The sequence below is a fragment of the Pseudarthrobacter sp. H2 genome (genome assembly GCF_050157045.1).
GTDB lineage: Bacteria > Actinomycetota > Actinomycetes > Actinomycetales > Micrococcaceae > Arthrobacter.
The window spans coordinates 5,223,262-5,248,404 of sequence record NZ_CP189594.1 but is presented as its reverse complement, the minus strand read 5'-3'; the positions used below and the strand labels follow the sequence as shown (position 1 = coordinate 5,248,404).

Here is a 25,143-nt window from a genome sequence, read left to right as displayed (position 1 = left end):
GCCCGAGACGCCTACATCATCGCTGAAGCAGCCCGGACCATGCCGCACACCCTGCGCTCGATCGCGGTAGCCGATGAGCAGGCCGCCGAGCTGTCGATGCTCTGCGGTTTCGACGACGACCTGGCCAAGCAGGCCACGGCCGCCTCGAACCGGATCCGCGGGCTCCTCACCCAGATCCACCCCGCCCTGGAACGGGTCATCGGCCCGCACCTGGACCACCCCGTGATGGCCGAACTCCTCCGGAAATATCCGACGCCGGAGGCGCTGCGCAGGGCCGGGCAGAGCCGGGTCGCCGCGTTCATGGCCAGGTCCGCGCCGCGGGCCGGAAAGCGCTGGGCCGAAGAAATCTTCACCGCCCTGTCCGAGCAGACCGTGGTCGTCGCCGGCACCGGCGCCGCCGGCGTCGTGCTGCCCCAACTGGCGGCGCAGCTTGCCCAGCTGCGCGCCTCCCGGGCAGAGGTCCTGACACAGGTGGAGAAACTCGTGGAGGCCCACCCTCTTCACGAGCTCCTGACGTCCCTGCCTGCGGTCGGCGTCAGGACGGCAGCCCGGATCATTACCGAGGTTGTCGGCAAGGAATTCAAGACCGCCGGGCACCTGGGCTCCTACTCCGGACTCGCACCGGTGACGTGGCGCTCCGGAACCTCGATCCGCGGAGACCACTCCTCCAAGAAGGGCAATAAGATCCTTAAACGGGCGTTCTTCCTCTCGGCGTTCGCGTCCCTCAAAGACCCGGTCTCCCGGGAGTACTACGACCGCAAACGGGCGGAGGGCAAACGGCACAACCAGGCCCTGATCGCCCTCGCACGACGCCGCTGCGATGTCCTCTACGCGATGCTCCGCGACGGCACCTTCTACGAGGCGCCAAGCCCGAAAACCGCCTGAACACGGAGGGCTGCCAGCTGGCGGACACGCGCCGCCAGCTGCTTATCCCTGCCCGAAAACGGTCACATCATTTTTCGAAAAAACCTGTCCCAGCGCTTGACAAAAAACATAGGGACACCCCCCTACGGTCCCGCCCGGATGCGTAAGCGACGGCAAGGCCGTGATCCGGACCGCCGGCCGGTGGACTTCTCCGCCTTGGAGCAGCGCCTTGGCGCGGGCGCCAGGAACCGCCCCGGCCTGGTCCGTGAGACACCGGCCAACTCCACCCCACCATGACCGTGGTCCGCCATGCCCTGGAACTGCGGATCCCACACACCTGCTGCACCGTCTGGATGGTCACGCCGCCCCCGACCTGGCGGGGCACGGGCCGGGCGATTCCCTGGAGTGGGAGCAGCAGCTCCACCGCATCCTGGAAGGCTTTGCAGGGCAACTGCCACGGGTCCGCCACCACCGGACCTGGTCCTGGCTCCGCGTCAGCGGGGCGTGAAGTACCGGTCGAAAGTGGACTTAGTCTTCCCCGGCACCGGTCGGGTCCGCCTGCGGTTCATTCCGGGGCGGGGTTTCCGGCACGATGCGTTGCAGCAGGGCGTCGTGTGCCTGCTGCAGGGTGAGGGAACGCGCTTCTGCCCCGGCCAGTTTGGTGAGAGCCGCAGACGCTTCCCTGACCGCCTCCTGCGCCGCGGCCTGAGCCTCTTCCAGCTGCTCCCCCGCCGCGGCAGCTTCGGTCTCCAGCGCGGTGACCCTGGCCGTGAGCTCCGTGACGGCGGCGTCCTTCTCGGCGCTCACCTTGTCCAGGTCGGCGACGAGTTCGGCGATCTCCAGGTCCAGGTCCTTCTTCTCCTGCAACCAGGCCGCTTGGACCGCGGCATGCCGGACATCCGCCAGCGCGGAGGCCTCCGCCCAGCAGGCCCCCGCCAGGCGTGCCGCCTGTTCCAGCAGCACAGCCGGGGTCGCGGCAACCTGCCCGCCCGCGGCGTTCTTCTCCTGGGACCACTCCTTCAGATAGCGGGTGGCATCGGCGTTGCTCACGCCCGCCGCGGCGCGCACCGTGGACACGGTGGGCCGGCGCTCGGCGCTGATCTGCTCGGCGGCAGCGTACACACGGTCTTTCATACTCAACGTCACGGCGGTGGCCCTCCCAAACATCAGAAGTAGTAGGAATAGTAGTAATGCTACTCCTACTATTGATGAGGACAACCCTCCACGGCGCCCGGCCGGCATCTTCGGGTGGCCTCACGCCGGGGTTTCGTGACGGGCCCCGAGGAAGGTGCCATGCGTGGGGTGATCCCGGCCCGGCAGAGCGGGGCCTCCGATTCCACGCCGGGGAGGCCCGGCAGAGCAGACCGGCCGGGCACTGGACCTCACAGCCGGCCGCGCAGGCGGGCGCCCGAAGGCAGTGCCGGTGGACTTGCGCGGTGGCCGCCCGTCGTGTGGGGACGCGGTGGCAGGATGGGAGCCATTATGGACAGGCGGTTGCGGCGTGCTCCGGACCCGGAATGGGTGCTGATGTACCGGCTCGGGGCTGGGCCCGCATCGCTGCCCTCGTACGGGTTCCGGCCCCGGCCGTCGGCTACCACTTGGTGATCATGTCCTGATTATCCGCCGGACAGAGGCCTGGTAGCCCTGGGCTGCTGTCGGCAGTTTCAATTGCAGCGTCGCTCCGGGTCCTCCGCCTGTCCCTCGTCCGGAGGAGCGTTGAGGAGTGCCGTTGCGGCGGATCAACGAGAGCGGATCACCTGCATTCATTCGAGAGCGGCCACACCAGCTCTCCTGTTGCCTGCGTCACATCTTGCCTCTAGTCTTGTGCGGGGGCCGCAGCGTCGCGGCCCTCATCCAGATCGGGGAATCGTCGTGTCAGACAGGCTCAAAGTACTGGTCCGGGTGGATCTCGACGGCGCCCGCGCTCAGGTCGCGGCCCGGGGCCATGTCACGGCGCACAGTCTCCAGGGCCTGTATGCGGTGATGAAACGCGCCAACTCGCTCGGCGCGGGACTGGCCCTGGAAATTGACGTGACCCGCGCCAGGGTCGAGCCGGACGCCCTGGAGCAGCTCCGGGCCTGCGCCAGGTCACATCACTTGCCCGCTCATATCGACCCGCTGCAGTCGGATTGCCGGTTCAGCATCCTGGCACCCCGGAGTGCATTGACAAGCGCGGCGGCGATGGCGGCCTGAGAGTGAGATGGCAACTTGACGGTGACCAGCGCCCTGCCGCAGCTGCCGTGGCCGGAGCCGCCTGCGGGGCCTGTCGACAGTTCATGCCGGAAGGGAACACGTGGTTGACATGAACATCCGGAATCAGTGGGACCGCCTCGATGACGCCACACGGACGTGGCTCATCGACAATCCGGGATGCCTGATTCTTCCTCGCACCATCACGGCCACCATCTCCAGGGAGACGGGCGCAGACACCGAGTGTGACCGGCACGGCCAGATGGTGCTGTCCCAGGAAGACCGCGACTTCATCCAGGCCAAGGCAAACAAAACCGGGACCGGAGCCCCGGAGTACCGGTTCTTTGACTCATCACAACCCTGAACCATCAGCCGTCGGTTGGCGACTCCAGCGAAGCGCAGGATCAGCCCCATCGCGGTGTCGAATGCCCCGGGGTCGGTGACGGGTCGCTTGACCAAGAGCTTAGGGACACCCCCTGCCTTCAACGGCTGTCGAAGGCGCCCGGGACGTGCGGGACCTGTTGGCGTGATCTTCTTCGGCGGCGGCCGGAATCACACTGAAAAGACTGCTGGCCGGCAGGCCGATCCCTGCAAACCAACGGTCAATCATCCGCTGGCTGGGACCGGTCAGGGGATCGGCGACTGTCGGGAGGCGTCTGCAGCGCGGCGGGTTTTTCCGGGTTTTCTTAGGGTCCACGGGCAACACTGGGTGGGGCCGGCGGTGGTGGGAGCCCTCTTAGACCGGGGCTCTCCCCCAGGCCATCGCCGGCCCTCCAATGTTCCAGCGCCCTGGCATGCGGCCGCGCGGCCCGGAGCAGCCGCGGCGCGGCGGGAAGTAGGCTGGCGAGCATGCGTGTCACGAGCAATGTTGCCTGGGACGAACGTCTGGAAGCATTCAGGGGCAGGGACACCACCGGGTTCGTGGCCCTGCTCGCCGCCGCGGCCAGTGCCTGCGCGGCGTGCGGGCTGGCGTTGCAGCACCAGGAGCGCCTCTCGCTGATCGTGGACATCACCGAGGGCAGGGACGGCGGGATCGAGTACCGCACCGTGGACACCCGCATCTGCCACGGGCGCTGCCGCGCACCGGGCCTGACGCTGCGCACAGCCGCCGGCGCGCCCGATGAACTCACGGCCCGCGGGGGACGGCTCATCCTCGGGCACCGGGACAGCTCAGGTATCAGGGCCATCCCCGTGCTGGCCTACACCCTGGTCCCGGTCCTGACGTTTCGGGAACCCGGCGGCGAACTCACCTCCGCCCTGGTCTCGATTCTGCTCTCCCACGGCTTCCGGCTCACCCTGAGCACCGACTACGCAGAGATCCTCCGGAACGCCCGGGACGTGCACAACAGCGCGGGCTGCACCGTCACGGAGCAGGGCCATGTCTGCCTCCTGATAAACGGGGAGCAGATGTACTCCCGGCAGCTCAATCCTGCGGCAGCCGGGGACGCCGCATGGCTTCAGGCGGCCGCACGCGAAGGCAAGGTACTGGTGATCAGCGGGGACTACCTGCAGATCACCGGCACCGGACTGAACCTGGACGCCGCCGCCGCGCTCGGCACCTTGGTCACCGGCAACGCCCCCGTCCGGACCTGACCGGGGCCCGGGCTTCGGCCCGGCCGGCGCCACAAAGGAAGATCTGTTCCGGCCGCTTTCCGTGGCCGCGGGCTGCTCCTGCGAGTCCCGGAGGCGATTCAGCAGGGTCATTCGGGTTGAGTGACGCCGGGAGCGCGGAACGGCAGAGACCGCCGCGTGAACGCCGGGATTCTTACGGCTGCCACCACCGTCGAGGTTTTCATGCTTCGGCCCCGGTCAGGTCTTCAGCGATTGACCGCTCTTTGGCCATCTGCCGCGGGGTGCGGTCCTGGAACCAGGCGGCCGGGACTGTACTGTCCTGCCCTGATGCGCCCGCCCGGGGGAACGGCGCCGTTCCCCGCGCGGGCTTGAAGGCAATTACCGTGGACCGTGCCCTGGGGTCCGGGTGCAGGCCTTGAAGCCGAACTTGGATGCCAAGGCTTCCACGGTTTCCCCAAATCCTCGCGGGTGCGCTCGATATCGTTCCGGATCCGGAATCTGTGTGGAAGGGTTCACACCGGCGCTGCAGAAGTGAATGATGGTGCCAGCCGGTAAGCCCGCCAGGGCAGAGGCTGCCCGGGCTGAAAACCCCGGCCGCGTCCGGCACCGGAACGGTCGCCCGGCCCGGTCCCGCATCATTGGATGAAGAAGGAGAGCGAGATGTCTACTTTGGCCCGCGACCTCATGAGCGGCGGCGTGGAATGCGTCCGCGAAAACGAAACGCTGGAACAGGCTGCCCGGAAGATGAAGGACCTGGACGTCGGATCATTGCCGATCTGCGGGGAGGACAACCGGCTCAAGGGCATGCTGACGGACCGGGACATCGTCATCAGGTGTCTGGCCGAGGGCGGGGACCCGCGGACGGCCACCGCGGGGGACTTCGGGCAGGGCAAGCCGGTCACCATCGGCGCCGATGATTCCATTGGGTATGGCATCCTGAATTGGCCCCACTTGTAGGGCTTTTAGTTGCTTGAATTGGCCCCACCCTCGACCCGCCCGTAGCGTTCCCTTTGTCGTCCAAGACTGAGAGAACGGAACGGGTTTGAAAGAGAGATCGAGAGTGGAACAATTCGAGCGTATCCGCCGCGATGCGAGAGTAAAAGATATGTCTGTCCGAGAGCTGGCACGGGTCCATGGTGTGCATCGGCGCACCGTGCGCGCCGCGTTGGCTGACTCGACGCCGCCGCCGCGCAAGGCCCCGGTGCGGGAGTCCCCGGCCATGGGTCCGTGGCTGAAAATCATCAGGGCGTGGCTGGTCGCTGACCTGGACGCGCCGCGCAAGCAGCGCCATACCGCCCGGCGCATCTGGCAGCGGCTGGTGGACGAGCACGGGGCCACTCTGGCGGAATCCACCGTCACCCATGCGGTGGCGAAGATCCGGCGTGAGCTGGTGGGTACCCCGGTCGATGTCGCGGTCCCGCAGACGCATGCCCCCGGCGCGGAGGCTGAGGTCGATTTCGGTGAGTTCCAGGCCCTGATCGGCGGGATCATGGTCAAGCTGTTCATGTTCGTGCTGCGACTGTCGCATTCGGGCCGGGCGGTGCATGTGGCGTATGCGAATCAGGCGCAGGAATCGTTCCTGGACGGGCACAATGTGGCCTTCGAACGCCTGGGCGGGGTGCCGTCGCAAATGATCCGCTACGACTGTGAGGATGGTTTAACACCGTTCCGGGAGGCGGTCTGACTCGCGCTACGACTGGCTTCGTGCCTTGAGTTTGATCAGTCGACCGGCACCCGGAACGGCCCGTTCGTGCTGTCACTGGCTGTGAGGATGTGTCCCAATAGGGGCTTTCGCACCAGGCACCATCACAGTCTTGACCAGCTCTCAACCAGCGACCCCGGCGGTGATCCGGGTGGCGCTGGGCCGGGAGCGGGTGGAGAACCCGCGGTTCATCGCCATGAGGTCCCATTACGGTTTCGACTCGTTCTTCTGCATCCCGGGCATTGAAGGGGCCCACGAGAAAGGCGGCGTGGAGGGCGAGGTCGGCCGGTTCCGGCGCCGCTGGCTCACCCCCGTGCCCGAGTTCGCGACCCTGGCTGATCTGAACGGGTTCATGGCTGCCTGCGAGGACAGGGACGACCACCGGGTGATCTCCGCCCGCCCGGTCACCGTCGGTGCCGCTGCCGCCGCCGAGACCCCGGAGCTGCTGGCCCTGCCCGCCGATGTCTTCGAGGCCGGGCCCACCGTCTCGGTCAAGGCCAACCACAAGGCCGAGGTCTGTGTCCGGCAGTGCTATTACTCCGTGCCGGTCACCTATGCCGGCCGGCGGGTCAGCGTGCGGATCGGTGCGGCGCTCATCGAGGTCTTCGCCGACGGCAAGCGGATCGCCGCCCACGTGCGCGCCGTGCACAAGTACGCGCACGTCCTCGAACTCGACCACTACCTGGAGGTCCTCACCCGCAAGCCCGGCGCGATGGCCGGGGCCACCGCCCTGGTCGCGGCCCGGGCCAGCGGTGCCTTCACCACCACCCACCAGAGGTTCTGGGACAAGGCCCGGCACCAGCTCGGCGACGGCGCCGGGACCCGGGCCCTGATCGGGGTGCTGCTGCTGGCAAGGACCCTCCCGGCCGGCCCGGTAGCCGCTGCGATGGAAGCGGCGATCGCCGCGGCGGAATACGACCCGGACCGTCTGGCCATCGCCGCCCGCGCGAACGCCGCCTTCCCGCCGGCGGCACTGGCGCTGCCCGAAGGGCTCGCCGACCGGGTCATCCACCTGCCCGAACGCAAGGCGCCCTCACTGGCCGGTTACGACCGGCTGCTCGCCACCGCAGGTGCACGGTGAGCCCGGCGGGACCGGCGGCGGCACGGCCGTCGCTGGCCGGCATGAGTGAGCCTGCCGCGGCGGCGGCGATCAGCGCGGCCTGCAAAACCCTCTACCTCTCCGGGACCGCCAGGATCGCCGCTTCCATGGCCGAAGAGGCCGCACGGGCGCGGTTGAGCCATCAGGGTTACCTAGCCGAGGTGCTGACCTTTGAATGCGACGAACGCGAGGACCGGCGCCGGGACCGGCGCGTGAAGGAAGCCCGGTTTCCCCGGCCCAAACGGCTCGAGGACCTTGACCTGACCCAGATCCCGGACCTGCCGCCGGCAACCATGACCCAACTGGCCGGCGGGGCCTGGATCGACGCCGGCGAGCCACTGGTCCTGCTCGGGGATTCCGGCACCGGCAAAACCCACCTGCTCATCGGCCTGGGCACCGCCGCCGCCGAGCAGGGCCGCCGCGTCCGGTACATCACCACCGCGGCGCTGGTCAACGAACTCGTCGAGGCCGCCGATAACAAGGAACTGTCCCGGCTGGTCGCCAAGTACGCCCGACTGGACCTGCTGTGTCTTGACGAGGTGGGCTACGTCAAGCTCGATACCCACGGCGCGGAGCTGCTCTTCCAGATCATCACCGCCCGGGAAGAGAGGGCCTCCATCGACTGCGCCTCCAACGCCAACTTCAGCGAGTGGGGCCAGACCTTCACCGACCCCCGCCTCGCGGCGGCCATCGTGGACAGGCTGACGTTCCGCGGCCACATCATCAACACCGGAACCGATTCCTACCGCCTCAAAACCACCCGGCAAGCACAGAAAGGATAACCACTGCCGCGCCGGCGGCGAAGCCGGAAACCCCTACCCGGGGTGGGGCCAAAACAAGCGACTAACCCGGGGCCAAATCAACTTGCTATTCCCATTCCATCGAAGAAGCGATCAGGACCATGCAGGACCACAAGGTGCGCAGGCTGCCGGTCATCGACGGCCATGACCTGGTCGGCATCCTCAGCCAGGCCGATATCGCCAAGAACTATCCCGAAGACCGCGTCGGCGAGCTCGTCGCGTTCATCTCCTTCTAAAAAGGGGCCCGCGCCGGGGCCCGGGAACGGGACCTGCAGCCCATAACCCGGCAGTCCAGGTCTGGCGGGCGACGAAACGCAAACGGGCTGCCGGATTCCGGGCCTGCCCCGCTCCACACCGGCCCGGCCTGCGGTGCCCGGCGGATGACCCTACGCGGGTTCCCATCCGCCGGTCTCCGTATAGAAGGCGACCACGTCCCCTTCCCCTGCGGTCGGGCTGGCATCCGGGCAGAACCGCAGCAGCGCCGTGCTGCACCCTGCCGCTGTCAGTGCATCGGTGGCCGCAGCAAGCGCCTCCCCGATATCAGCCCCATCCACGGCTGAGCGGATGCCGGCGGTCTGGTTGACGGTGTACTCAAGATAAAACGGCATGGCGCCAGCATGCCACACGCTGATGCAGGCCCGTTCCGCCTTCCCCCTGCGTTCACGCATCAAGAGCTCCATGGCCCCGGTGGCCGGGCAGCACAGCGCAGACCCGGCGGACAGCGCTGCGCGGGCTTCCCCGATGATTCTTCGATGGCCCCTGCGGGCATCGTTCATCAGTGACCGGCGATGATGGAAGCGGCCGGTTTACGGGCCTGGCCCGAAGCCGGAGGGCCGGGGGCTGCCGGGCGGAGCGAGCTGAGTGGCGCCGGCCTGCACCGGCACGGCGGCCCCGGCGAAAGGCTGCTGAACCTCGACGCAGCCCGTGCAGCCCTCCAACGGTGCCCAGGCCGAACCGCAACGGCGGTATTGAACAACGGATGGCCGCGCCCGTTCCGGCGTCAGCGGGGGTTCCGGCCAGGGCAGGAACGGGCCAGGAGACCGCCACGAAACCCGGCACCGGCAGTGCTCCCGGGACAGGGGAACAGCTCCACCGCAGCCGGTGCGCTTTCAAGGTTTTTACAAGGCCCTCCGGTAAGGCTGGGGGTGTTCCTGGCCTTGGCAGTGAATGATGCCCTCCGGCCCAGACAGGGAACCGCCGGGTCCGGCGGCGACACGCCATTGCCCCGGACCCGGCTTCCATCCCGCCGACCTCCGGCCGGTCATGGGGCCATCGGATCTGCCACCTACCCTGATGGCTCCCGGACCTCCCAGGCCCCGCCTGACCTGGCATCCCACCGCGGGCGCTTGCGCCAGACCTGAAACCCTCTGAAACGCACCTCTTACGGACCGGGGCCGTTTCGGGCCGCCGGGGACCGGTCTGATCCCGGCAGTGAGCGGGCGGCAGGGTCCGCCTGATGGGAGGGCGCATAGTCTTTACTGCCGGTAGCCTTTTACTTCGTTGGCAGGCCGGGCGGCCGCCTCGCCGGGGTCAGCCCCGGCATGTTCTTTGGCCCTGCGCTGGCGCAGCAGATCCCAGCACCGGTCAAGGTCCTCCTCCACCCGCCGCAACCTGGCCCTGCGGTCCTCGTCCGCCCCGCCGGCGTCCCCGGGTCCAGGCCCCGCCGATTCGCGGAGCCGATGTTCCTCCGCGACCAGGGCCCGGATCCGGTCCAGGATGTCCTGATTATCCATCCCTGCCACTCCTTGATGCTTCCTCGGGGACAACCTGGGGGGGCGCCGCCCTCCCGACCCCGCCGCCGCCGTTTCCTGCCGCCGGACCGGGCCGGATCCTGCCGTCCTTGCTGCGCGGGTCTTAGGGCCTGAAGGTCGGATCGGGATTCGGCGTCCCCGGCCCGGGACCGGGGACCGGACCGGGAGCCGGGTCCGGTACCGGACCAGGACCGGGAGGAAACGGATTTGTCGGGTCGGGGGAACCCGGTGTTGGCTCCGGCTGGGGAGGAAACGGTTCAGGCTCCCGTTGCGGCGGTAGGGTCATGTGTTGCTCCTTGGATTGGTCCGGGTACGGGCTGTCCGGATAGCGGTTCAGGATACGTCCGGGGAAGGGCAGGAAAACACTGTCCTTCGTGAAATCAGGCGGCCAGGGCCTGGACGGTATCCCTGGATGGCGCGTTGTCAGGCCCTGATGTTCGACGCCGTGATTCACCCGCCGGCCAGCCATTCCGGCAGCCCTGCCGCGCCGGGGATCCGTGCATGGTTCGTCCCGCCCACAGGGCCGGTGTCCGCCCGGGGGTGTGCTGCTGTTGTCCGGGTCCGGACATCACATCGGGTGGATGTTCTCCGCCTGCGGGCCCTTCGGGCCGGGGGTGATGTCGAACTGGACTTTCTGGTTTTCCTCCAGGGAGCGGTAGCCGCTGCTGGCGATTGCTGAGTAGTGGGCGAAAACATCCGCTGACCCGTCGTCGGGGGCGATGAAGCCGAAACCCTTCTCGGCGTTGAACCATTTAACCGTGCCTGTTGCCATCGCTGCGTCCTCCGGTGACTGTGCTTCTCCGCCGGCTCTCAGGGCAGGCGTGGCGGAAGGTGTCTTCCGCTGCCCCCAAGCTACGGGCCCGGAACCTGCCGTGCAAGGGTCAGGGCTGCGGGGGGCCGCATCACTGGGCGTCGCAGCCATCATCCGGGCAGGCCGTGGCGATGGCGGGGTACACGGCCGGCAAAGGACCCCGGATCCGGAATCATCGGGCCGTGGAGATCTCGGATGCTTGCCCGGCAACAGATCCGGGTCTAGCCTGAACCGGGAGTACGGCGCCAGCAGACAGGCAGAAAGCCTCCCTTTCAAAGGAAAAGGCCAATGCCGACCATCTCCGATCCATACCTCCCGGACGGCGCACATCAGCCGGAGGAGAGCACCTGCAGTGCTTTAGGTGCCACACCGGCAGGCCCCTGGGCATCCACTCCATCGAAGCACCCACACCCCCCTGTGCCGGGAACGGCCGGGGTTACGTACACCTGCGCCGGATGCGGTGATGACCACGGCCGCTCCGTGGCTTTCCCGCAGATCGCGGCCATTCTGAACCGGCCCGGACCGCAGCAGACCCCGGAGGTCCTGCAGTCCGGCGGCGGCTACATCCACTGCGGTGAACCGGTGCACGCCGCCGGCTCCGGGCTGCGCAGCGTTGACGCCCCGATGACCACAGAGCAGACATCCGAAGGAGTCCTGGAGCTCTATCTGCGTACCCGGGTCCTGCGCTGCGGCTGCGGCTTCCAAATGGAAATACCCGAATAACACCCGCCCCCGGGCTATGGTTGTGCCGCGGCGTGGCCGGCTCTACATTGAGGCATGACCAACGCCGCGGGCCAGCAATCCTTCCATGAGCTGCAGGACATGATCATCAGCACGGCAAGGGCCGCCAGGTCCCGGCCGGGGGGAGGGCCGGGATGCGCATCGGCCTGATCGCTCCGCCGTGGATCCCGGTGCCCCCGCCGGCGTATGGCGGCATCGAGTCCAGCGTCGATGTCCTGGCCCGGGGGCTGGCCGCAGCAGGACACGAGGTGCTGCTGGCGGCCGCGGCCGGCAGCACCTGTCCGGTTCCAAAGGTTCCCGGTGCTCCTGTAGCGGATCCTGCAACAATGGGCGCGTGCTCTGACGAGCTCCGGCACAGTGTGTTCGCCTACGAGGGCCTGGACGGCGTCGACCTGGTCCACGATCACACTCTCGCCGGGCCCCTGTACCGGCACCGGCCGGAAAAAACACCTCTCATCACCACCGCGCACGGACCCTTGACCGGAGGGCTGCGCGGGATTTACCAGGCCATGGCTGCCGAAGCCTCGCTCATTGCCATCTCACACCATCAGGCCCGTTCCGCCCCGGATCTGAGGATCAGCCGGGTCATCCACCACGGCATCGACACCGGCGCGGTTCCCGTGGGACGCGGCGAGGGGGGCTACGCGTGCTTTCTGGGCCGGATGCACCCCGACAAGGGCCTGCCCCAGGCCATCGGGGCCGCACGGCTGGCCCGGCTGCCGTTGCGGATCGCGGCGAAAATGCATAACAGGGACGAGCACGAGTATTTCCGCACCGTCATCGAGCCGCTGCTCGGGCCGGACGTGGAGTATCTGGGCGAACTGAACACGGCGGAGAAGTACGCGCTGCTCGGAGGCGCCGTGGCCCTTCTGAATCCCATTCAGTGGGCCGAGCCCTTCGGCATGGTCATGATCGAGTCCCTGGCCGCCGGCACCCCGGTGATCGCCACACCCCGGGGCTCCGCCCCGGAAATCATCGACGACGGCGCAACCGGATTCCTGCGCGGCGGAATCCGCGAACTCGCGGAAGCCCTCAACGAGGCGGGAACGCTGGACCGCAGCGGATGCCGGCGTGCGGCCGCAACGCGCTTCAGCGCCAAACGAATGGTCTCCGAACACCTTCGGCTCTACGAGGAAGCCCTCACTGGCGTTCCGGCCCCGGCCGACGCCCGCGCACCGCTGGACGCAAGCTCCCTCCTCTGAACAGGGAGGTCGGCCGCTGATGCAAGGATGAGGAAGCAGCCCCGTGCCGCGCGTTCGGCCAAGGAGTACGCCATCAGCCCGGACAACAGACGTTGCCCACGTGGGCCGACCGTAAGCCGATGAGTCAGGTGAGGTGTCCGCACTCTCCAAGCAGTTGACATCAGCCGATCAACGCGCTGGTCCTATGCGGGCGGCAGGTATCGGCACAGGGTGGCGCAGGCGTATACGGCCGCGGCCACCTCCACTGCGGTGAACCGATGAAGATCCAGGGCAGTGACCTTCGCAGTATCCATGCGCGGATGCACGCAGACAGACCCTCCGTAAGTCTGCTGGAGCTCTACCTGGGAACGAAAGTTCTGCACTGCGGCTGCGGCTTCCAGATGGACATACCCCAGGACGACAGCACGGGCAGCCGCCGGACCGGATGATCCGGCCGGCGACCTGACGGGCATACCAACGGGAGAAACGAAGGCCGGTCCCGGGCTGCGACCCGGCGGCCCTCAGGCCTGCTTCACCACGCCTGGTGTTCGCGGGTCAGGCCGAAGGGTACGGCGTCACTGAGCGCGACCGTGAAGAAATCATGTCCGTGGCGGGTGACGAGAATGCCGTGGCGTCCTTCGCTCAGGGCCTGGATCCGGGCGGCATCCACTGCCTCGTCGAGCTGACGGTCCGTGCTTTCACGGTCAGCGGCGGTCACGGTCAAGCCAGGTTGGGCGCAGTAGCTGTCACAGGTTTTTCCTTCATGTCGCAGGGAGAAGTTCGGTCCGGAGGGTTAAACCGACGAGTCACAAACCCGTCTGCCGCTTCCAGGACTCCGGAACACAGTGCACCATCGGGCGGACGTGTTCTTAGTAGATGACGGTTCCGGTGGTCTCCACGGTGGTGCCGGAAACGGCGTTGCGGCCGCTGACCTCGAGCTGGATTCCTGTCCGCCGCAGCGGTGTCTCCAGGGCCGTGGAGAGGTCCGGAATGACCCTGGTGTTGATGCTGTGGAGGACGTCCTGGATGTCGGCGCGGTTGTTGACCGTGACTTTCATCGTGAGATCCGGTTCCCTGGCGGTGCCGCGCAGCAGCGCCGAGGAACCCACGACCCCGGGCAGGGTATTGATCTGGTTTTCCACCGCGGCGCCCAGCACCGAGGCATCACATAGCGTGGTTCCGGAGGCGGGGTCCTGATGCAGCCGGTACCTGTCGGCGGGATTCCTTCGTGGAATCTGTGCCAGGATCCACAACAGCCCCAGGGCGCCCATGAGAACCCCGGCCACCAGGACAATGGCCGTAACAGGGGCCGGCTCGAAGACCGTGTGCAGGTCCCCTGTCACGACGGGACTCTCTGCAGGAACCGTTGCAGGGCTCATGGCGTGCAGCGTTCCGCTGGCGACCAGCAGTATCAGGACGCCGCCGGCCAGGGCGAGAATGCCAAGGATGACCAGCCAGGTGCGGTTCAGCGCTCCGGCGTGTTGTCGCATGGGGTGCCTTCTTTCCGGAATGCGGGAGGATGGTTGCCGCGGTCATTCCTTGGACCGGATGGACGCCGTGACCTTCGGGACCGGGTTGAGCCCGGTACCGGCCAGGCGTTCCCTGACCACGGCAATGACACGCCCGCGCAGCTCCCCTGTTTCGTGCAGGGCCGTGGTCACGTTCAGGTGGACCGCGCGTGCCGAGGCCGTGGCCGATGCTGAACCGACGCCGTCGACATATTCACAGTGCGCCGCCGCGTACCGCGCAACGGCCCGCCGCGTCATGACAATCTCCTGCCCGCCCGCCACCGGGGTCTGCCCCCCGTCCCCGGGCGCCTGCAGCCGCAAGGCGTTAAAGCGGCCCGGAACCAGTGCTGCCGCCAGCAGGACGACTCCCACGACCGCCGCCGCAGCCCCCACGGCCCAGACTCCCGGATCGTTCCAGGTCAAACCGGCCAGCCAGTCCCGGGGGCCGGCCAGATACACCGGCCACGAACCCGTGACCAGCCGGGCCACTGCCGCCCATACCAGTGCCACGCCGGCGGCCAGAAGCAGCGTTCCCAGGATCAGGGCAGGAACAGCCCGGCTGGGACGGTGCCGCAGGGGTGTGGATTTCCCATCGTGCCGGCTCATAACAGCCTCCGGCGGCCGGTGGTTTCATCGGCAGGTTTCAGCCAGGACACTGTGATGTCGATCTGGCGTACCTCCACCCCGGTCAGGGCGTTGACTCGTTCGCTGATCCGGCGGCGCAGCTGTTCGGTTGCCTGGCGCAGCGGTACCGGGTAGAGCAGCCCTATTTCCACGCTGAGGGCGGCGATATTGCCCGCAAGCTCCACCGTGACTTTGGGCCGGGCGGAAAAGTCCGAATGTGCTCCGATGCCCAGAAACCCTCCGGAGGACCCGCCGGCAAAGGACTCTTCGCTGGCGACCTGACCGGCGATCTTCTCCACCACCTTCCGGTCAAGGACAGTGCGCCCCCGCGAATCCAGGTCCCGGGAGCCGGCAGGTGCTGCGGGGGTCTTCATCGGCTGGATGCTTTGCCGAACAGGGCCTGCAGATCCAGTTTCCCTTCCGCAATACGGCCCACTACCAGCCCAATCAGGCCAAAGAGGACCGCTATCACCAGGGCTGTAAAACCTCCGAAGGCCAAAACGATTCCTAATACCAGACCGATGGCCAGACACCATCGTGTAGTGGACATGCGGCACTCCTTCCAAAATCGGTTACCGCCCGGAAACGCGGCGGAGCGGGTGAGGTGGTTACTCCAGAGGCTTCCTGGCGTCCTCTTCGGGCCGCTCATCCTCGGGCAGATGAACATCGGTGACGTGGACATTCACTTCCAGCACCTCCAGACCGGTCGCGCGCTCCACCGACTGGATGACATTGCGCCGGATACCCTGGCTCACCTCGACAATGGACGTTCCGTACTCGACGACGATGCTCAAGTCGATGGCGGTCTGGCGTTCGCCCTTCTCCACGCTCACCCCGCCGCTGACATTCGTCTGGGAACCGGGAATCCGCTCGGTCATCGCGCCGAACGCGCGCCGGGCAGCGCTGCCCATCGCATACACGCCGGGAACCTCACGCGTGGCCATGCCGGCCAGCTTCTGGACCACGGTTTCCTCAATGGTGGTATCCCCCCGGTCCGTGTGCAGCAGGTCAGTCGTGCGGCGCGTCTCAACGGGGGCGTTCCGTTTCTGCTCCTCCTGGGTTGCCACCATGCCGCCGGACTGTCCTGGGAGCTGCGGGTCTTCTGTCACGGGAACCATCTCCTCAATCAACCGATGCGATGTTGCCTACATGGTTAAAGACGCACGTCACCACCAAACGTCACGCGGAAAGGCAAACTGTTTTGTCCCTGCTTCCCCCGCACCGGGCATTCCCATTACCGTCCCCGTCTGAAAATATTGGTCTTAAGCCCCGGAACCCGGGTGGCGCGGTTCGGGGGCAAAAGGGGATAGCGGTGACGATGGATGAGCATGAACCCGTTGTCCTGACCCGGCCCGAGGATCTGGACGAGGCGACCGTCGTCGCCCGGGCCCAGGACGGCAACCTGGACGCCTTCGAATACCTCGTCGAGGCGTATCAGGGCAGACTTTTCCGTCTCGCTTTCCGGATGCTCCATGACCGGGGAGAGGCCGAAGACGTCGTGCAGGACACCCTGGTGGCCTGCTGGAGAAAGCTGCCGCTGCTGACAAGCGTGGAGGCTTTCAGCGGGTGGCTTTACCAGATGGCCACCAACCGCTGCCTGGACAGTCTGCGTCGACGGTCCAGTCAGGCGGAGGTCGTCCAGGAACCGGTAACGCTGCAAACAACCGCGGATTCCTTCACCGGACCGGGAGCCGGAGGCGATCCCGCCCGCGAAGCGGAAATCTCCTGCGAGATCGACGGCCTGGCCACAGCGCTGCTGACCCTCCCGCCCGGGCAGCGCGCCTGCTGGCTCCTGCGGGAAATCCACGAACGCAGCTACGCTGAAATAGCCGCAACGCTGAAGGTCAGTGAACCGACGGTCAGAGGCCGCCTCGCCAGAGCACGCGCACAACTCGCGGAAAGGATGAGTCAATGGCAATAGACGAAACCATCCCCCGCCTGGGCTGTGGCCGCAGCATCGACGAGGTCTGGGCAACCATCAGCCAGCCCCCCACCGCCCATGAAAACGGCTGCGCCCAGTGCCGGACGGCACGGGCCAGCCTGGCAAAGCTCGCCGAGGCCGCCCGCACGCTTCGGGACAACGATGCAGAAGACGCCTCCCTGCAGCCCCATCACGCCGTCAAGGACGCCATCATGAACGTGGCCCGTGCCGAAGTCCGGAGGGGCAGCCGGCTGCCCGTCTACCGGTCTGGCCAGGGGGGCATCACGATCAGCGAACAAGCCATCACTTCAGTCATCTGGTTCGGCGCCGATGCCCTTGCGGGAGTACGGGGCCGTCGCTGCCGCGTCCGTCCTGACCCGGATACCGCGGACGACCCCCGCCCGGCCGGGACCGCCGGCATCTCGGTGGACCTTCGAATCGCCGTGGCCTCCGGCACCGACATCCCCGGAACCGCCGAGCTGCTGCGTCAGCGGATCATCGGCATGATCACAGCACACGTCGGACTCAACGCCGGAGCCGTCAACATCACCGTGGAGGATTTCTACGATGTCTGAGCATCCCCTCGAAGCCCGGCTGATCAGCCGCCGCCTCATTGCCGACCTTGCTGCCCGCACCGCCCTCGATACACCAGGTGTCCTCCGGCTCGAACCGACCCTGAAAAACCTTCTCACCCACCTGGGAAAAGGAACAATCCAAAATCTCCGCAGGACAGACACCCGTACCACTCCCGCCCGGCACGACGGCGTCTTCGTCACCGTCCACAACGGCATCGCCGACGTCCAGCTCGACATCGCCACCGATATCGCCTTCGCAGCCCTGAACGTCGCCCAGGCCGTGCGGGAGCAGATCGCCCGGACCATCAGCCACACCGGCCTCGTCCCCGGGCGCATCGACATCTCGGTCCTGGCCATAGAGCACCCACCCACCGCCACAGCGGCCCGTCCTCCCACGCCCCTCTGATCCAGAACCCGCAGGACGGCCACCCCACCATCATCGTTACGGATCCGCCCGACGATTCCGAACCACGGCACCGCACCCGGACTCCCGAACGCTACCCCATCGGCATGGAACCGGCATGAACTCTGAACCCGACAACCAGGAAAACCCGACCGAAGGCATCACGGACGGAACCGGCCGCCACCAAAGCAAGACATTCTGGGCAACGGCCATCCTCCTCCCGCCGGCGCTGCTGCTGTGCGGCATCTGGATGCTGATGATTGCCAGCTACCTTCCCGCCACCGTGTTCTTCTTCGCCGCCATGGCCTCTCTGGCCTACTTCGCGGCCAGCCGCCGGCGCGGCCGCATCCCAAAAGATGGCCGACCCTAAAACCGGAAGCTCACCCGACCCGGCACAGGAACGACCTTCCCCAGCCCATTGGCCCCCAGCGGCAAAACCGCCTCATTGTCATCCTGGCCCTGCAGATGCCCTGCGTTCACCCCACGGCCGACCAGCAGGCTTAACGTAGAAGTCCAGCCACGGCTGCCGGGAGTCGGTGCGTACATGGTTCGAGGTGAAGAGCCGGCGGCGTGCGAGGCAGAGCATGGACTGGATGCGGGTTTTGCCTTAGAAGCGTTGCAGCCAGCGCTGGGTCCCTCTTGCGGCGACGCCAGCAAGGTCGAGTCTCACAAGGAATTGGGACGTCGTCGCCGCCACAGCGCCATACGTGCCCAACATAGCTCTCGACAGCATCCGTCACTGACCAGCCCAAACGATCCCGGAGGGCAGATAATCCGCCCCGGGTCCTCAAACTCGGCGCTGCGGACCTTCACGCTGCGCCGGAACCCGCTCTCCACCCGGTGGCTCCTGGAGTCCATCAGCGACGCCGGCCAGGCCCGGCGGCCATGAACCCCCGACCCATCAGCAACCGGACGTGGGAGGAGATCAGGGCTGAATTCACCCTGCCGGCCCTGGCACAGGTCCGCCGCCGGCTCTCCGAACTCATGGACGACCCCGAACCCGTGATGCACCAGCTCGTCCGCGTCTTCATCCACGACGGGACCTTCTGCCCGGGCTTCCAGTTCCTGCCCGGAGGGCAGCTCCACCCCACGGTCCTGACCCTTTTCCAGCGTGCGATGGAGCTGCAGCTCCCGCACAACTACTTCACGCTCTTGATGGTCACCCCGTCCAGGGACCTGGTCGGAACCCGCCCCGTTGACCTCCTGAAAGATGCCCCCGTTCCGCTGCTTCGCGCGCTGGAAGCCTTCCGCTGGCGCTAGGGCCGAACGTCAGCTCTTAGCCCCGGTTGCAGGAGAATGTACGCATGGACATTGAACTGCTGATCATTCGGGACTGCCCCAACAGCGGCCCGGCCGGGGAGTTGTTCGCCCGCGCCCTGACACTGGAGGGTATCGACGCCGAACTGGTCACCGTCCGGGAAATCATCACCGAGGACGAGGCCGTAGCGCACTCCTTCCGCGGATCACCAACTTTCAGCATCGGCGGGAAAGACCTTTTTCCCTCCACAGCGGCGCCGGTCGTGACCTGCCGGGTCTACCAGGAGGGGGAACGCCTCTCCGGACAACCGTCACTGGTATCACTGCGGCAGGCCATCCGGGCCGCAACCTGACCTCCGTCCTCCGATCAGCGCGGTTGCCACTGCAAGTGCTTGGCTCTTCCACTCCAGCAACCCATCATGGAGCATGACCTCCACCCCGGACCCTATCCGCGAAGATCTGCCCGGAACGGGACAATCACCCTGGCCGTGGCGGGCGGCAGGGCCAGTGCGACGTTCTTCGAAAAGCCCCTTAGGTCACTATGGTTGGCCCGGGTTCCTGTTGGCACCCAAGGAAAAGTGCAGGTCCGGCACCTACTTTTACGTCGTGGCCCAGCAGCCCGTTGGGGGGCACGCCACACGTCATTGCCCCTCAGAATGACGGATATCGCCCAGAGGCTGGCTTCATGAACTTCAAAGCATGGAGCCAGCCTGAGGGACTTCGGCTGCACAGACGCAACTCTCTCGGCTCCCCGCACTCACCCAGATGTCCAGGTGGCCCAAACGTCAGGCGCGTTGGACTTCTCACAGGCTGTTGCCCTGGCCCTGCTCGAGGACAGGCTGACTGGAGCGCGGTCTCTGGACGCTCCCCCGATCCTGCAAGGGGCCAGGATGCGCTGGTCCGGGGAACGTGCGGGCGCAGATTCCATGGGTACGGCCCCTTGTTCCGGGGCCTTCCCGGGCCCAAGGATCAGGAACGCCCCCTCAGGTCGGGAACGGGCCCTCTGTGGCGACCATGGCCGGCGTCGTCATTGCCCTGCGCTGAGGGGGCTGGCGGTCCTCGTCCGGATGAAGCCCCGCAGAACCCCCTTGGGGGCGCGGATGAGGTCTTCGGCACCGGTGCCGGCGGCACCGCGTACATCCCGGGACTGCGTCACGTCCTCGACGCGGACCACATCGCGGGCATCGACAGCACCACCAAATTCATCCACGACGGCAGCCGGGCAGTCCCTTCCTGGGCATCGGTGAGGGCCTCTCCGCCCTCGCCCGCAGTAAGCGCGTTCCTGGAAAGATCGCCGGGATCCCCGGCCAATCAAAGGAAGATGCAAGGACGTCCGCGGCCACCGGTTCCCGGACCTTGTCCAAGGTGGCACCGTATCCGCTGACGCGGACCCTTTTCCAGGAGTCAACCCGCGCCGTAGACCAATAGAAGACTCTGCCCTAGACTGGCGACACCTTCCACCGCCCAGGCGCACCGCCGTCCGGCCTGCCGCCCGTACCTGCCCTGGAGGGCGCATCAGAACGCTTCATGAATCACAGCCGGCCCTTCATCGGGAAGGGTCCGTGACGTCAGGAGGAAAGATGGAAGGGAACAAAGCCGTTGCCTACAAAGGGCCCGGCAAGGTGGAAGTCATCGACATTGACTATCCCGGTTTCGAGCTCAAGGACGGGCCGGGCGTCAATCCGGCCAATGTGGGGCGGAAGGTCCCTCACGGCGCGATCCTCAGGACAGTGGCGACCAATATCTGTGGATCGGACCAGCACATGGTGCGCGGGCGGACCACAGCGCCGTCGGACCTCGTGCTGGGCCACGAAATCACCGGCGAGGTGGTGGAGGTCGGTCCCGGCGTGGAGTTCATCAAGGTGGGTGACCTGTGCTCGGTGCCGTTCAATATAGCCTGCGGGAGGTGCAGGAACTGCAAGGAGCGCAAGACGGGCATCTGCCTGAACGTGAATCCGGACCGTCCCGGCAGCGCCTACGGCTACGTGGACATGGGCGGCTGGGTGGGCGGCCAGGCCAACTACGTCCTGGTGCCCTACGCGGACTGGAACCTGCTGAAGTTCCCGGACAAGGACCAGGCCATGGAGAAGATCCTGGACCTGGCCATGCTCTCGGACATCTTCCCCACCGGATACCACGGTGCCGTCACCGCTGGCGTCGGGGTCGGGTCGACCGTCTACATTGCCGGTGCCGGTCCGGTGGGCCTGGCTGCGGCGACCAGCGCACAGCTGCTGGGGGCCGCCGTCGTAATCGTCGGGGACCTGAACGAGGGAAGGCTCGCGCAGGCCCGGAGTTTCGGATGTGAAACCGTGGACCTTTCCAAGGGCGGCCCGGCGGAGCAGATCGAGCAGATCCTCGGCGTGCCGGAGGTGGACTGCGGCGTCGACGCCGTGGGCTTCGAGGCGAAGGGCCACGGCTCCGGCGCAGGGGAGGCCCCGGCCACGGTGCTGAACTCACTCATGGATGTCACGGCGGCCGGCGGGGCGCTGGGAATTCCGGGGCTCTACGTGACCGGCGATCCGGGCGGCGTGGACGAGGCGGCCAAGAAGGGCTCGCTGAGCATCAGCCTGGGCACGGGCTGGGCCAAGTCCCTCAGTTTCACCACGGGGCAGTGTCCGGTCATGAAGTACAACCGGCAGCTGATGACCGCGATCCTGCACGACAGGGTGCACATCGCCAAGAACGTCAACGCGAAGCCGATCCTGCTGGACGATGCGCCCAAGGGCTACGCCGAATTCGACGCCGGCGCCGCCACGAAGTACGTGTTGAACCCGAACGGCTACCTGAGCTGAAGTCCTGAAAACAGCAACGCGGGGTCAGAGCGCGCCAAAGAACCCGCCCCGGAACCATGGGGGCCGTGGCTGGCCCCGCGTAGCTGTCCGCGGCCCATGCCGCCGCCGCGGTCCGGGTTTCCGCTGGAACCGGGCTGACCGCGTACAGGGGTGCAGCGCAGGGGCCGGCAGCGGATCACCCCGACACCCTGGGCCTGTGTGATGAACGGCGCGCCATGCCGAAGAAGACCCTGGACGCCACCTTCGATCACGGCGTGGTCACCGGCGACACAATCACCGACAGCTACGACGAGGCGAACACGGTCCTGAACGACCTCAAACAGCTCGGCGTGTCCTACAAGGACGTCGTCGCCCAGCTGGAAACCGAGGGCCTGGACAAGTTCGTCGCCAGCTGGAACGAACTCCTGGACCACGTTCAGGAAGCCCTGAATGCAGCGGCAGCCGGGACTAAGGCCTAACGTGAAAGTAGAAGGTGATCAGGCTAGGTCAGCTGCGCATGATGGGGGCATCAGCCGCTTCAGATTCGTTTCCTCCCGGCGCTCCGTCGCCGATTCGGTGCACTCCTTTACTCAAGGTCGTCCTGGATCAAGCCGTCACAGTGGTCCTGAATGAGATTGATAGGCACCAGGTGGAGGTTCGGCTTACCTGGCGGCGTGTGAGAGTACTTTGGACCCGTCCGGACGTAGTTCACCCGTGGGTGATACATGGCGGTACAGGGTCTGCCTGGTAATTCCCAATTCTTTGCAGAGATCGCCGACCTTGGTGCCGGGTTGTCCCATGGATGCCTTGGCCAGTCGGACTTGGGGTCTGACCTGCAGCGGAACAGTGGCGCTAAGCCTTCGGGGTTGGCTTTACGTTGGTGTCATGCCAGTTGAGTTTCTCGGCGGGGTCAAGAGGGTCGTCCGCTGCGCGGCGGGCTGTGGGTGGCCGCGTCGGCAGGACTCCTCCGGTCGCGGTCGTTGTCTGCTCCCGGCAAGGTTTGAAGGACGTGCCGCCGTTCACCGTATGCGGTTACGAACGTTCAGGCCATGAGTCCGGGGCCAATCAATGCCTGGACTTCCTCGCTTCGGTTCCTCAAGCGCCGACGCACCGTTGACGAAAAGCCCGCCTCAAGCCGCTCAAAGGCCGTTACCGGCTCGCCGGGGGTTCCCCGGGGCCGTCTTCGGCTTCGGTCTTGTGGCGGGCCTCCTGCTGATGCTCCTCAAGCTTCTGTTCCGCATCCCGGCGACGCTGGCCCACGGTGCGCATCCCCTGGGTGGGCGGCGCTGCCTGATGTTCTCTGCTTGCCGGCGCCGGGTCATTCCTTCCCGCTCCATCAGTGGCGGGGGGCGCCGGACCATTGTTTTCACTTTCGCTCATGCAGGCATGGTCCCACGATGCAGCCACGGGGAAAAGCGGCGCTCAACGCAGAAGGTTGATGCGGGGATGTCCAGTGCAGGGAATAACAGCACTCCTATGGTTCGGCGCGTGAAACGATGTACCTTATGGAGAGTCCAGGGACGTTGGACGCGCACCGCCTTGACGGCGAACAGCCTTCCCAGGCGGACATCGATCTGTACCGCGTGCTCAGCGCGGACATCTCCGCCGGCGTCGCTGTGGTTTCCACATCCCTGCGCAAGCGCGACTACGCGGCAACGGTGACTGCTTTTCTCTCCGTCTCCTATGACCCTCCTACGATGCTGGTCAGCCTCTACGCGGGCTCACGCATCGGCGAAGCGGTCGCCGCGACGGGTACATGGGCGTTGAGTCTGCTGCGCAGCAGGCACCAAGGCGCGGCGGACTGGCTGGCCAGTCCAGGGACCCCGGTTGAGGGCCTGCTGACCCGGGTCCCGTACCGCCGTGGCCCGGCCACCGGATCGGTGATCCTCGACGGATCGATCGCGTACTTCGAGCTGAGAACGGTTGCCATCCATCCGGCGGCTACGCATCTGCTCGTCGTAGGAGAGGTAGTTGCGTTGGGCGGTGACGCTCCGGGGTCGGAGGTACCGGACCCGCTCATACATTTTGCTTCCGCCTACCACCGCCTGGCGCTTTAGAAGCTGTCCGCCCGGATGTACTAACCCGGTACGTTGGTGACGCGTTTGGTGGGTGAGGCGCCTTTGAGTGCCGTGTGGGGCCTGTGGTGATTGTAGTGCTCGATGAAGTCCTCGCCTGGGAGCGGTGCCGAAACCACAGTTACAGCAGAGTCCGGTGGTGACATCGCCGTCGTCGCGGCAGGCGGCGCCGACGAGGGAACCGTTGCTACCTGCCGGACGCATCCCGCCGGCGGATGCTCCGGGAGGTTCCTGCCGTGCTTTAGCCGCTTTCTCCTTCAGGGGCGCAGCGTTTTGAGGGCGCCGGCCCACGCGACGACCTGGTCGAAGACCGGTCCCAGGCCCTGCACCGCCGGGGGCGACGGGGTGAACGTGGTGTAGTTTTCGAATTCCGTGGCCAGTGGCAGGGAGACCTGGGCGCGGGCATCGGCCATCTGCACTTCGGCGGCGATCTGCCGCAGATGTTCCACCGCCCGGGTCCCGCCGGCGCTGCCGTAGCTGACGAAACCGACGGCTTTGTTGTTCCACTCCCGGTAGAGGTAATCGATGGCATTCTTCAGTGCCCCCGGCACGGAGTGGTTGTATTCGCCGGTGACGATGATGTATCCGTCGAAGGAGGCGATGACCTGCGCCCAGGCCTTCGTATGCTCGTTCCGGTACCGCCCGCGGGAGGGCGGGAGCGGTTCATCCAGCAGCGGTAGACCAAAGTCAGCCACATCGACAAGTTCGAACTGTGCATCAGAACGTTTCTTCGCCTGCTCATAGACCCAGTCCGCGACCGCTTCCCGACCCTGCCCGGGCGGGTGCTTCCCAGCACGATGGCTATCCTCACCATGGCACCTCATCTCCCCTGCTTCCATGGCAGCCTGTGCCCGTTAAAACACTGTGGGAAGGGCGCTTCCCCTGAGACGGTCGCTGGAGCCATCACCGGACCCGGGGGACTGCGCAGTACGTTTGCGGTGTCTCAGATACTTGGAAGGGGAACTTCAGGAGATGAAGCGAAGAAACGTCCGAAATCGCCCAGAAAGGTGTTCCTAAAGCCCGGTTCAGGAGTCCGACCCGATTCATGTCTCCAGAGATAGCTGCTGAGGCGATGAGGTCGATCATGCCCGGCTGTCCGTCGGCTTTCGTTGGCCATTAGTCGCAGTTCGAATTGGCCGACTCTCAGAGGGTGCTTTCATCCCGGCATGGAATCACGTCGGGACGTTCGACGGCCGGGTCCGACGGCGCGCGGCGGAGCCGGTCCTTGGCCGGCGGGTTCTGTTCTTCTCCGTGGTGAAGGTGGCGGGTCCGCGCGTGCGGGTGCTGGGGGCGTGCCT

The 25,143-nt window shown here is 66.6% G+C and carries 30 protein-coding genes and 2 pseudogenes; 20 read left to right on the top strand and 12 right to left on the bottom strand.

Annotation, left to right across the window (positions count from 1 at the left end):
* A pseudogene (locus tag ACQCSZ_RS24350) lies at positions 1–885 on the top strand (IS110 family transposase); the annotation flags it as partial.
* A gap of 507 nt (positions 886–1,392) precedes the next feature.
* On the opposite strand, the gene ACQCSZ_RS24345 reads toward ACQCSZ_RS24350, so the two are convergent.
* Positions 1,393–2,010 (bottom strand): DNA-binding protein, encoded by a 618-nt coding sequence (locus tag ACQCSZ_RS24345; RefSeq protein WP_427006133.1) that lies wholly within the window; start codon positions 2,008–2,010, stop codon positions 1,393–1,395.
* Positions 2,011–2,736: 726 nt separating this feature from the next.
* On the opposite strand from ACQCSZ_RS24345, the gene ACQCSZ_RS24340 reads away from it, so the two are divergent.
* From ACQCSZ_RS24340 to ACQCSZ_RS24305, 8 genes are all read left to right on the top strand, one after another.
* Positions 2,737–3,057, top strand: coding sequence for a hypothetical protein (locus ACQCSZ_RS24340; protein ID WP_427006132.1), 321 nt, complete (start codon positions 2,737–2,739; stop codon positions 3,055–3,057).
* Between the two features lie 109 nt (positions 3,058–3,166).
* Positions 3,167–3,418 carry a hypothetical protein gene (locus ACQCSZ_RS24335; protein WP_427006131.1) on the top strand — a complete coding sequence of 84 codons (252 nt, stop codon included), beginning with the start codon at positions 3,167–3,169 and terminating at the stop codon, positions 3,416–3,418.
* Positions 3,419–3,903: 485 nt separating this feature from the next.
* Positions 3,904–4,647: a hypothetical protein gene (locus ACQCSZ_RS24330; RefSeq protein WP_427006130.1), complete on the top strand. Its 744-nt coding sequence runs from the start codon at positions 3,904–3,906 to the stop codon at positions 4,645–4,647.
* Positions 4,648–5,286: 639 nt separating this feature from the next.
* Positions 5,287–5,583: a CBS domain-containing protein gene (locus tag ACQCSZ_RS24325; protein ID WP_427006129.1), complete on the top strand. Its 297-nt coding sequence runs from the start codon at positions 5,287–5,289 to the stop codon at positions 5,581–5,583.
* 103 nt (positions 5,584–5,686) lie between these two features.
* The gene (locus ACQCSZ_RS24320; RefSeq protein WP_427006128.1) at positions 5,687–6,310 is read left to right on the top strand and encodes a hypothetical protein; all 624 of its coding nucleotides are present in this window, start codon (positions 5,687–5,689) and stop codon (positions 6,308–6,310) included.
* A 130-nt stretch (positions 6,311–6,440) separates the two neighbouring features.
* A complete protein-coding gene (locus tag ACQCSZ_RS24315) occupies positions 6,441–7,409 on the top strand; it encodes a Mu transposase domain-containing protein (RefSeq protein ID WP_427006127.1) in 969 nt (322 codons plus the stop codon).
* Positions 7,410–7,450: 41 nt separating this feature from the next.
* Positions 7,451–8,209, top strand: coding sequence for an IS21-like element helper ATPase IstB (istB, locus tag ACQCSZ_RS24310; protein WP_427006126.1), 759 nt, complete (start codon positions 7,451–7,453; stop codon positions 8,207–8,209).
* 98 nt (positions 8,210–8,307) lie between these two features.
* On the top strand, positions 8,308–8,463 hold the full coding sequence (locus ACQCSZ_RS24305; RefSeq protein WP_427008446.1) for a CBS domain-containing protein: 156 nt from the start codon (positions 8,308–8,310) through the stop codon (positions 8,461–8,463).
* Between the two features lie 150 nt (positions 8,464–8,613).
* Here ACQCSZ_RS24305 and ACQCSZ_RS24300 read toward each other — a convergent pair whose 3' ends face one another.
* The 3 genes from ACQCSZ_RS24300 to ACQCSZ_RS24290 all read right to left on the bottom strand — a co-directional run bounded on the left by ACQCSZ_RS24300 (position 8,614) and on the right by ACQCSZ_RS24290 (position 10,750).
* Entirely contained in the window at positions 8,614–8,835 is a 222-nt protein-coding gene (locus ACQCSZ_RS24300) for a hypothetical protein (protein WP_427006125.1), read from the bottom strand.
* Positions 8,836–9,702: 867 nt separating this feature from the next.
* Positions 9,703–9,960, bottom strand: a complete 258-nt coding sequence (locus tag ACQCSZ_RS24295; RefSeq protein ID WP_427006124.1) for a DUF2630 family protein — start codon at positions 9,958–9,960, stop codon at positions 9,703–9,705.
* A 586-nt stretch (positions 9,961–10,546) separates the two neighbouring features.
* Positions 10,547–10,750 carry a cold-shock protein gene (locus tag ACQCSZ_RS24290; protein ID WP_326968500.1) on the bottom strand — a complete coding sequence of 68 codons (204 nt, stop codon included), beginning with the start codon at positions 10,748–10,750 and terminating at the stop codon, positions 10,547–10,549.
* Positions 10,751–11,269: 519 nt separating this feature from the next.
* Between ACQCSZ_RS24290 and ACQCSZ_RS24285 the strand changes: the two genes are divergently transcribed.
* Positions 11,270–11,512, top strand: a complete 243-nt coding sequence (locus tag ACQCSZ_RS24285; RefSeq protein ID WP_427006123.1) for a hypothetical protein — start codon at positions 11,270–11,272, stop codon at positions 11,510–11,512.
* A 152-nt stretch (positions 11,513–11,664) separates the two neighbouring features.
* Positions 11,665–12,732 (top strand): glycosyltransferase family 4 protein, encoded by a 1,068-nt coding sequence (locus ACQCSZ_RS24280; RefSeq protein WP_427006122.1) that lies wholly within the window; start codon positions 11,665–11,667, stop codon positions 12,730–12,732.
* A 511-nt stretch (positions 12,733–13,243) separates the two neighbouring features.
* On the opposite strand, the gene ACQCSZ_RS24275 is transcribed toward ACQCSZ_RS24280, so the two are convergent.
* From ACQCSZ_RS24275 to ACQCSZ_RS24250, 6 genes are all read right to left on the bottom strand, one after another.
* Positions 13,244–13,429, bottom strand: coding sequence for a hypothetical protein (locus ACQCSZ_RS24275; RefSeq protein ID WP_427006121.1), 186 nt, complete (start codon positions 13,427–13,429; stop codon positions 13,244–13,246).
* 151 nt (positions 13,430–13,580) lie between these two features.
* On the bottom strand, positions 13,581–14,201 hold the full coding sequence (locus ACQCSZ_RS24270; protein ID WP_427006120.1) for a hypothetical protein: 621 nt from the start codon (positions 14,199–14,201) through the stop codon (positions 13,581–13,583).
* Between the two features lie 42 nt (positions 14,202–14,243).
* A complete protein-coding gene (locus ACQCSZ_RS24265) occupies positions 14,244–14,825 on the bottom strand; it encodes a DUF6286 domain-containing protein (RefSeq protein WP_427006119.1) in 582 nt (193 codons plus the stop codon).
* Complete coding sequence (locus ACQCSZ_RS24260) at positions 14,822–15,217, bottom strand: Asp23/Gls24 family envelope stress response protein (protein ID WP_427006118.1); 396 nt, start codon at positions 15,215–15,217, stop codon at positions 14,822–14,824. Before ACQCSZ_RS24260 ends, ACQCSZ_RS24265 begins: the two co-directional genes overlap by 4 nt.
* Positions 15,214–15,393: a hypothetical protein gene (locus tag ACQCSZ_RS24255; protein ID WP_214965176.1), complete on the bottom strand. Its 180-nt coding sequence runs from the start codon at positions 15,391–15,393 to the stop codon at positions 15,214–15,216. Before ACQCSZ_RS24255 ends, ACQCSZ_RS24260 begins: the two co-directional genes overlap by 4 nt.
* A 58-nt stretch (positions 15,394–15,451) precedes the next feature.
* On the bottom strand, positions 15,452–15,913 hold the full coding sequence (locus ACQCSZ_RS24250) for an Asp23/Gls24 family envelope stress response protein (protein ID WP_427008445.1): 462 nt from the start codon (positions 15,911–15,913) through the stop codon (positions 15,452–15,454).
* A 248-nt stretch (positions 15,914–16,161) separates the two neighbouring features.
* On the opposite strand from ACQCSZ_RS24250, the gene ACQCSZ_RS24245 reads away from it, so the two are divergent.
* From ACQCSZ_RS24245 to ACQCSZ_RS24220, 6 genes are all read left to right on the top strand, one after another.
* Positions 16,162–16,764, top strand: coding sequence for an RNA polymerase sigma factor (locus ACQCSZ_RS24245; RefSeq protein ID WP_427006117.1), 603 nt, complete (start codon positions 16,162–16,164; stop codon positions 16,762–16,764).
* Positions 16,755–17,339 carry a hypothetical protein gene (locus tag ACQCSZ_RS24240; protein ID WP_427006116.1) on the top strand — a complete coding sequence of 195 codons (585 nt, stop codon included), beginning with the start codon at positions 16,755–16,757 and terminating at the stop codon, positions 17,337–17,339. Before ACQCSZ_RS24245 ends, ACQCSZ_RS24240 begins: the two co-directional genes overlap by 10 nt.
* On the top strand, positions 17,332–17,745 hold the full coding sequence (locus ACQCSZ_RS24235; protein WP_427006115.1) for a hypothetical protein: 414 nt from the start codon (positions 17,332–17,334) through the stop codon (positions 17,743–17,745). The genes ACQCSZ_RS24240 and ACQCSZ_RS24235 overlap by 8 nt, the downstream gene beginning before the upstream one ends.
* 115 nt (positions 17,746–17,860) lie before the next feature.
* On the top strand, positions 17,861–18,112 hold the full coding sequence (locus ACQCSZ_RS24230) for a hypothetical protein (protein ID WP_427006114.1): 252 nt from the start codon (positions 17,861–17,863) through the stop codon (positions 18,110–18,112).
* Between the two features lie 515 nt (positions 18,113–18,627).
* Positions 18,628–19,002 carry a hypothetical protein gene (locus ACQCSZ_RS24225; RefSeq protein WP_427006113.1) on the top strand — a complete coding sequence of 125 codons (375 nt, stop codon included), beginning with the start codon at positions 18,628–18,630 and terminating at the stop codon, positions 19,000–19,002.
* Positions 19,003–19,046: 44 nt separating this feature from the next.
* On the top strand, positions 19,047–19,352 hold the full coding sequence (locus tag ACQCSZ_RS24220; protein WP_427006112.1) for a hypothetical protein: 306 nt from the start codon (positions 19,047–19,049) through the stop codon (positions 19,350–19,352).
* A gap of 674 nt (positions 19,353–20,026) precedes the next feature.
* Here ACQCSZ_RS24220 and ACQCSZ_RS24215 read toward each other — a convergent pair.
* Entirely contained in the window at positions 20,027–20,209 is a 183-nt protein-coding gene (locus ACQCSZ_RS24215; protein WP_427006111.1) for a hypothetical protein, read from the bottom strand.
* Positions 20,210–20,579: 370 nt separating this feature from the next.
* On the opposite strand from ACQCSZ_RS24215, the gene fdhA reads away from it, so the two are divergent.
* From fdhA to ACQCSZ_RS24200, 3 genes and pseudogenes are all read left to right on the top strand, one after another.
* Positions 20,580–21,791, top strand: coding sequence for a formaldehyde dehydrogenase, glutathione-independent (gene fdhA / locus ACQCSZ_RS24210; RefSeq protein WP_427006110.1), 1,212 nt, complete (start codon positions 20,580–20,582; stop codon positions 21,789–21,791).
* Between the two features lie 176 nt (positions 21,792–21,967).
* Positions 21,968–22,249 (top strand): annotated as a pseudogene (locus tag ACQCSZ_RS24205) (transaldolase family protein); the annotation flags it as partial.
* 1,026 nt (positions 22,250–23,275) lie between these two features.
* Positions 23,276–23,827, top strand: coding sequence for a flavin reductase family protein (locus tag ACQCSZ_RS24200; protein WP_427006109.1), 552 nt, complete (start codon positions 23,276–23,278; stop codon positions 23,825–23,827).
* A gap of 275 nt (positions 23,828–24,102) precedes the next feature.
* Here ACQCSZ_RS24200 and ACQCSZ_RS24195 read toward each other — a convergent pair whose 3' ends face one another.
* The gene (locus ACQCSZ_RS24195; RefSeq protein WP_427006108.1) at positions 24,103–24,669 is read right to left on the bottom strand and encodes an NADPH-dependent FMN reductase; all 567 of its coding nucleotides are present in this window, start codon (positions 24,667–24,669) and stop codon (positions 24,103–24,105) included.
* Between the last annotated feature and the right edge of the window lie 474 nt (positions 24,670–25,143).

Bases quoted from the DNA above. Each gene is read 5' to 3' on its own strand.
- ACQCSZ_RS24335 (WP_427006131.1), top strand. From the start codon at position 3,167: ATGAACATCCGGAATCAGTGGGACCGCCTCGATGACGCCACACGGACG.
- ACQCSZ_RS24330 (WP_427006130.1), top strand. From the start codon at position 3,904: ATGCGTGTCACGAGCAATGTTGCCTGGGACGAACGTCTGGAAGCATTC.
- ACQCSZ_RS24325 (WP_427006129.1), top strand. From the start codon at position 5,287: ATGTCTACTTTGGCCCGCGACCTCATGAGCGGCGGCGTGGAATGCGTC.
- istB (WP_427006126.1), top strand. From the start codon at position 7,451: ATGAGTGAGCCTGCCGCGGCGGCGGCGATCAGCGCGGCCTGCAAAACC.
- ACQCSZ_RS24300 (WP_427006125.1), bottom strand. From the start codon at position 8,835: ATGCCGTTTTATCTTGAGTACACCGTCAACCAGACCGCCGGCATCCGC.
- ACQCSZ_RS24295 (WP_427006124.1), bottom strand. From the start codon at position 9,960: ATGGATAATCAGGACATCCTGGACCGGATCCGGGCCCTGGTCGCGGAG.
- ACQCSZ_RS24290 (WP_326968500.1), bottom strand. From the start codon at position 10,750: ATGGCAACAGGCACGGTTAAATGGTTCAACGCCGAGAAGGGTTTCGGC.
- ACQCSZ_RS24280 (WP_427006122.1), top strand. From the start codon at position 11,665: ATGCGCATCGGCCTGATCGCTCCGCCGTGGATCCCGGTGCCCCCGCCG.
- ACQCSZ_RS24270 (WP_427006120.1), bottom strand. From the start codon at position 14,201: ATGCGACAACACGCCGGAGCGCTGAACCGCACCTGGCTGGTCATCCTT.
- ACQCSZ_RS24265 (WP_427006119.1), bottom strand. From the start codon at position 14,825: ATGAGCCGGCACGATGGGAAATCCACACCCCTGCGGCACCGTCCCAGC.
- ACQCSZ_RS24260 (WP_427006118.1), bottom strand. From the start codon at position 15,217: ATGAAGACCCCCGCAGCACCTGCCGGCTCCCGGGACCTGGATTCGCGG.
- ACQCSZ_RS24255 (WP_214965176.1), bottom strand. From the start codon at position 15,393: ATGTCCACTACACGATGGTGTCTGGCCATCGGTCTGGTATTAGGAATC.
- ACQCSZ_RS24250 (WP_427008445.1), bottom strand. From the start codon at position 15,913: ATGGTGGCAACCCAGGAGGAGCAGAAACGGAACGCCCCCGTTGAGACG.
- ACQCSZ_RS24245 (WP_427006117.1), top strand. From the start codon at position 16,162: ATGGATGAGCATGAACCCGTTGTCCTGACCCGGCCCGAGGATCTGGAC.
- ACQCSZ_RS24240 (WP_427006116.1), top strand. From the start codon at position 16,755: ATGGCAATAGACGAAACCATCCCCCGCCTGGGCTGTGGCCGCAGCATC.
- ACQCSZ_RS24235 (WP_427006115.1), top strand. From the start codon at position 17,332: ATGTCTGAGCATCCCCTCGAAGCCCGGCTGATCAGCCGCCGCCTCATT.
- ACQCSZ_RS24230 (WP_427006114.1), top strand. From the start codon at position 17,861: ATGAACTCTGAACCCGACAACCAGGAAAACCCGACCGAAGGCATCACG.
- ACQCSZ_RS24225 (WP_427006113.1), top strand. From the start codon at position 18,628: ATGAACCCCCGACCCATCAGCAACCGGACGTGGGAGGAGATCAGGGCT.
- ACQCSZ_RS24220 (WP_427006112.1), top strand. From the start codon at position 19,047: ATGGACATTGAACTGCTGATCATTCGGGACTGCCCCAACAGCGGCCCG.
- fdhA (WP_427006110.1), top strand. From the start codon at position 20,580: ATGGAAGGGAACAAAGCCGTTGCCTACAAAGGGCCCGGCAAGGTGGAA.
- ACQCSZ_RS24200 (WP_427006109.1), top strand. From the start codon at position 23,276: ATGGAGAGTCCAGGGACGTTGGACGCGCACCGCCTTGACGGCGAACAG.
- ACQCSZ_RS24195 (WP_427006108.1), bottom strand. From the start codon at position 24,669: ATGAGGTGCCATGGTGAGGATAGCCATCGTGCTGGGAAGCACCCGCCC.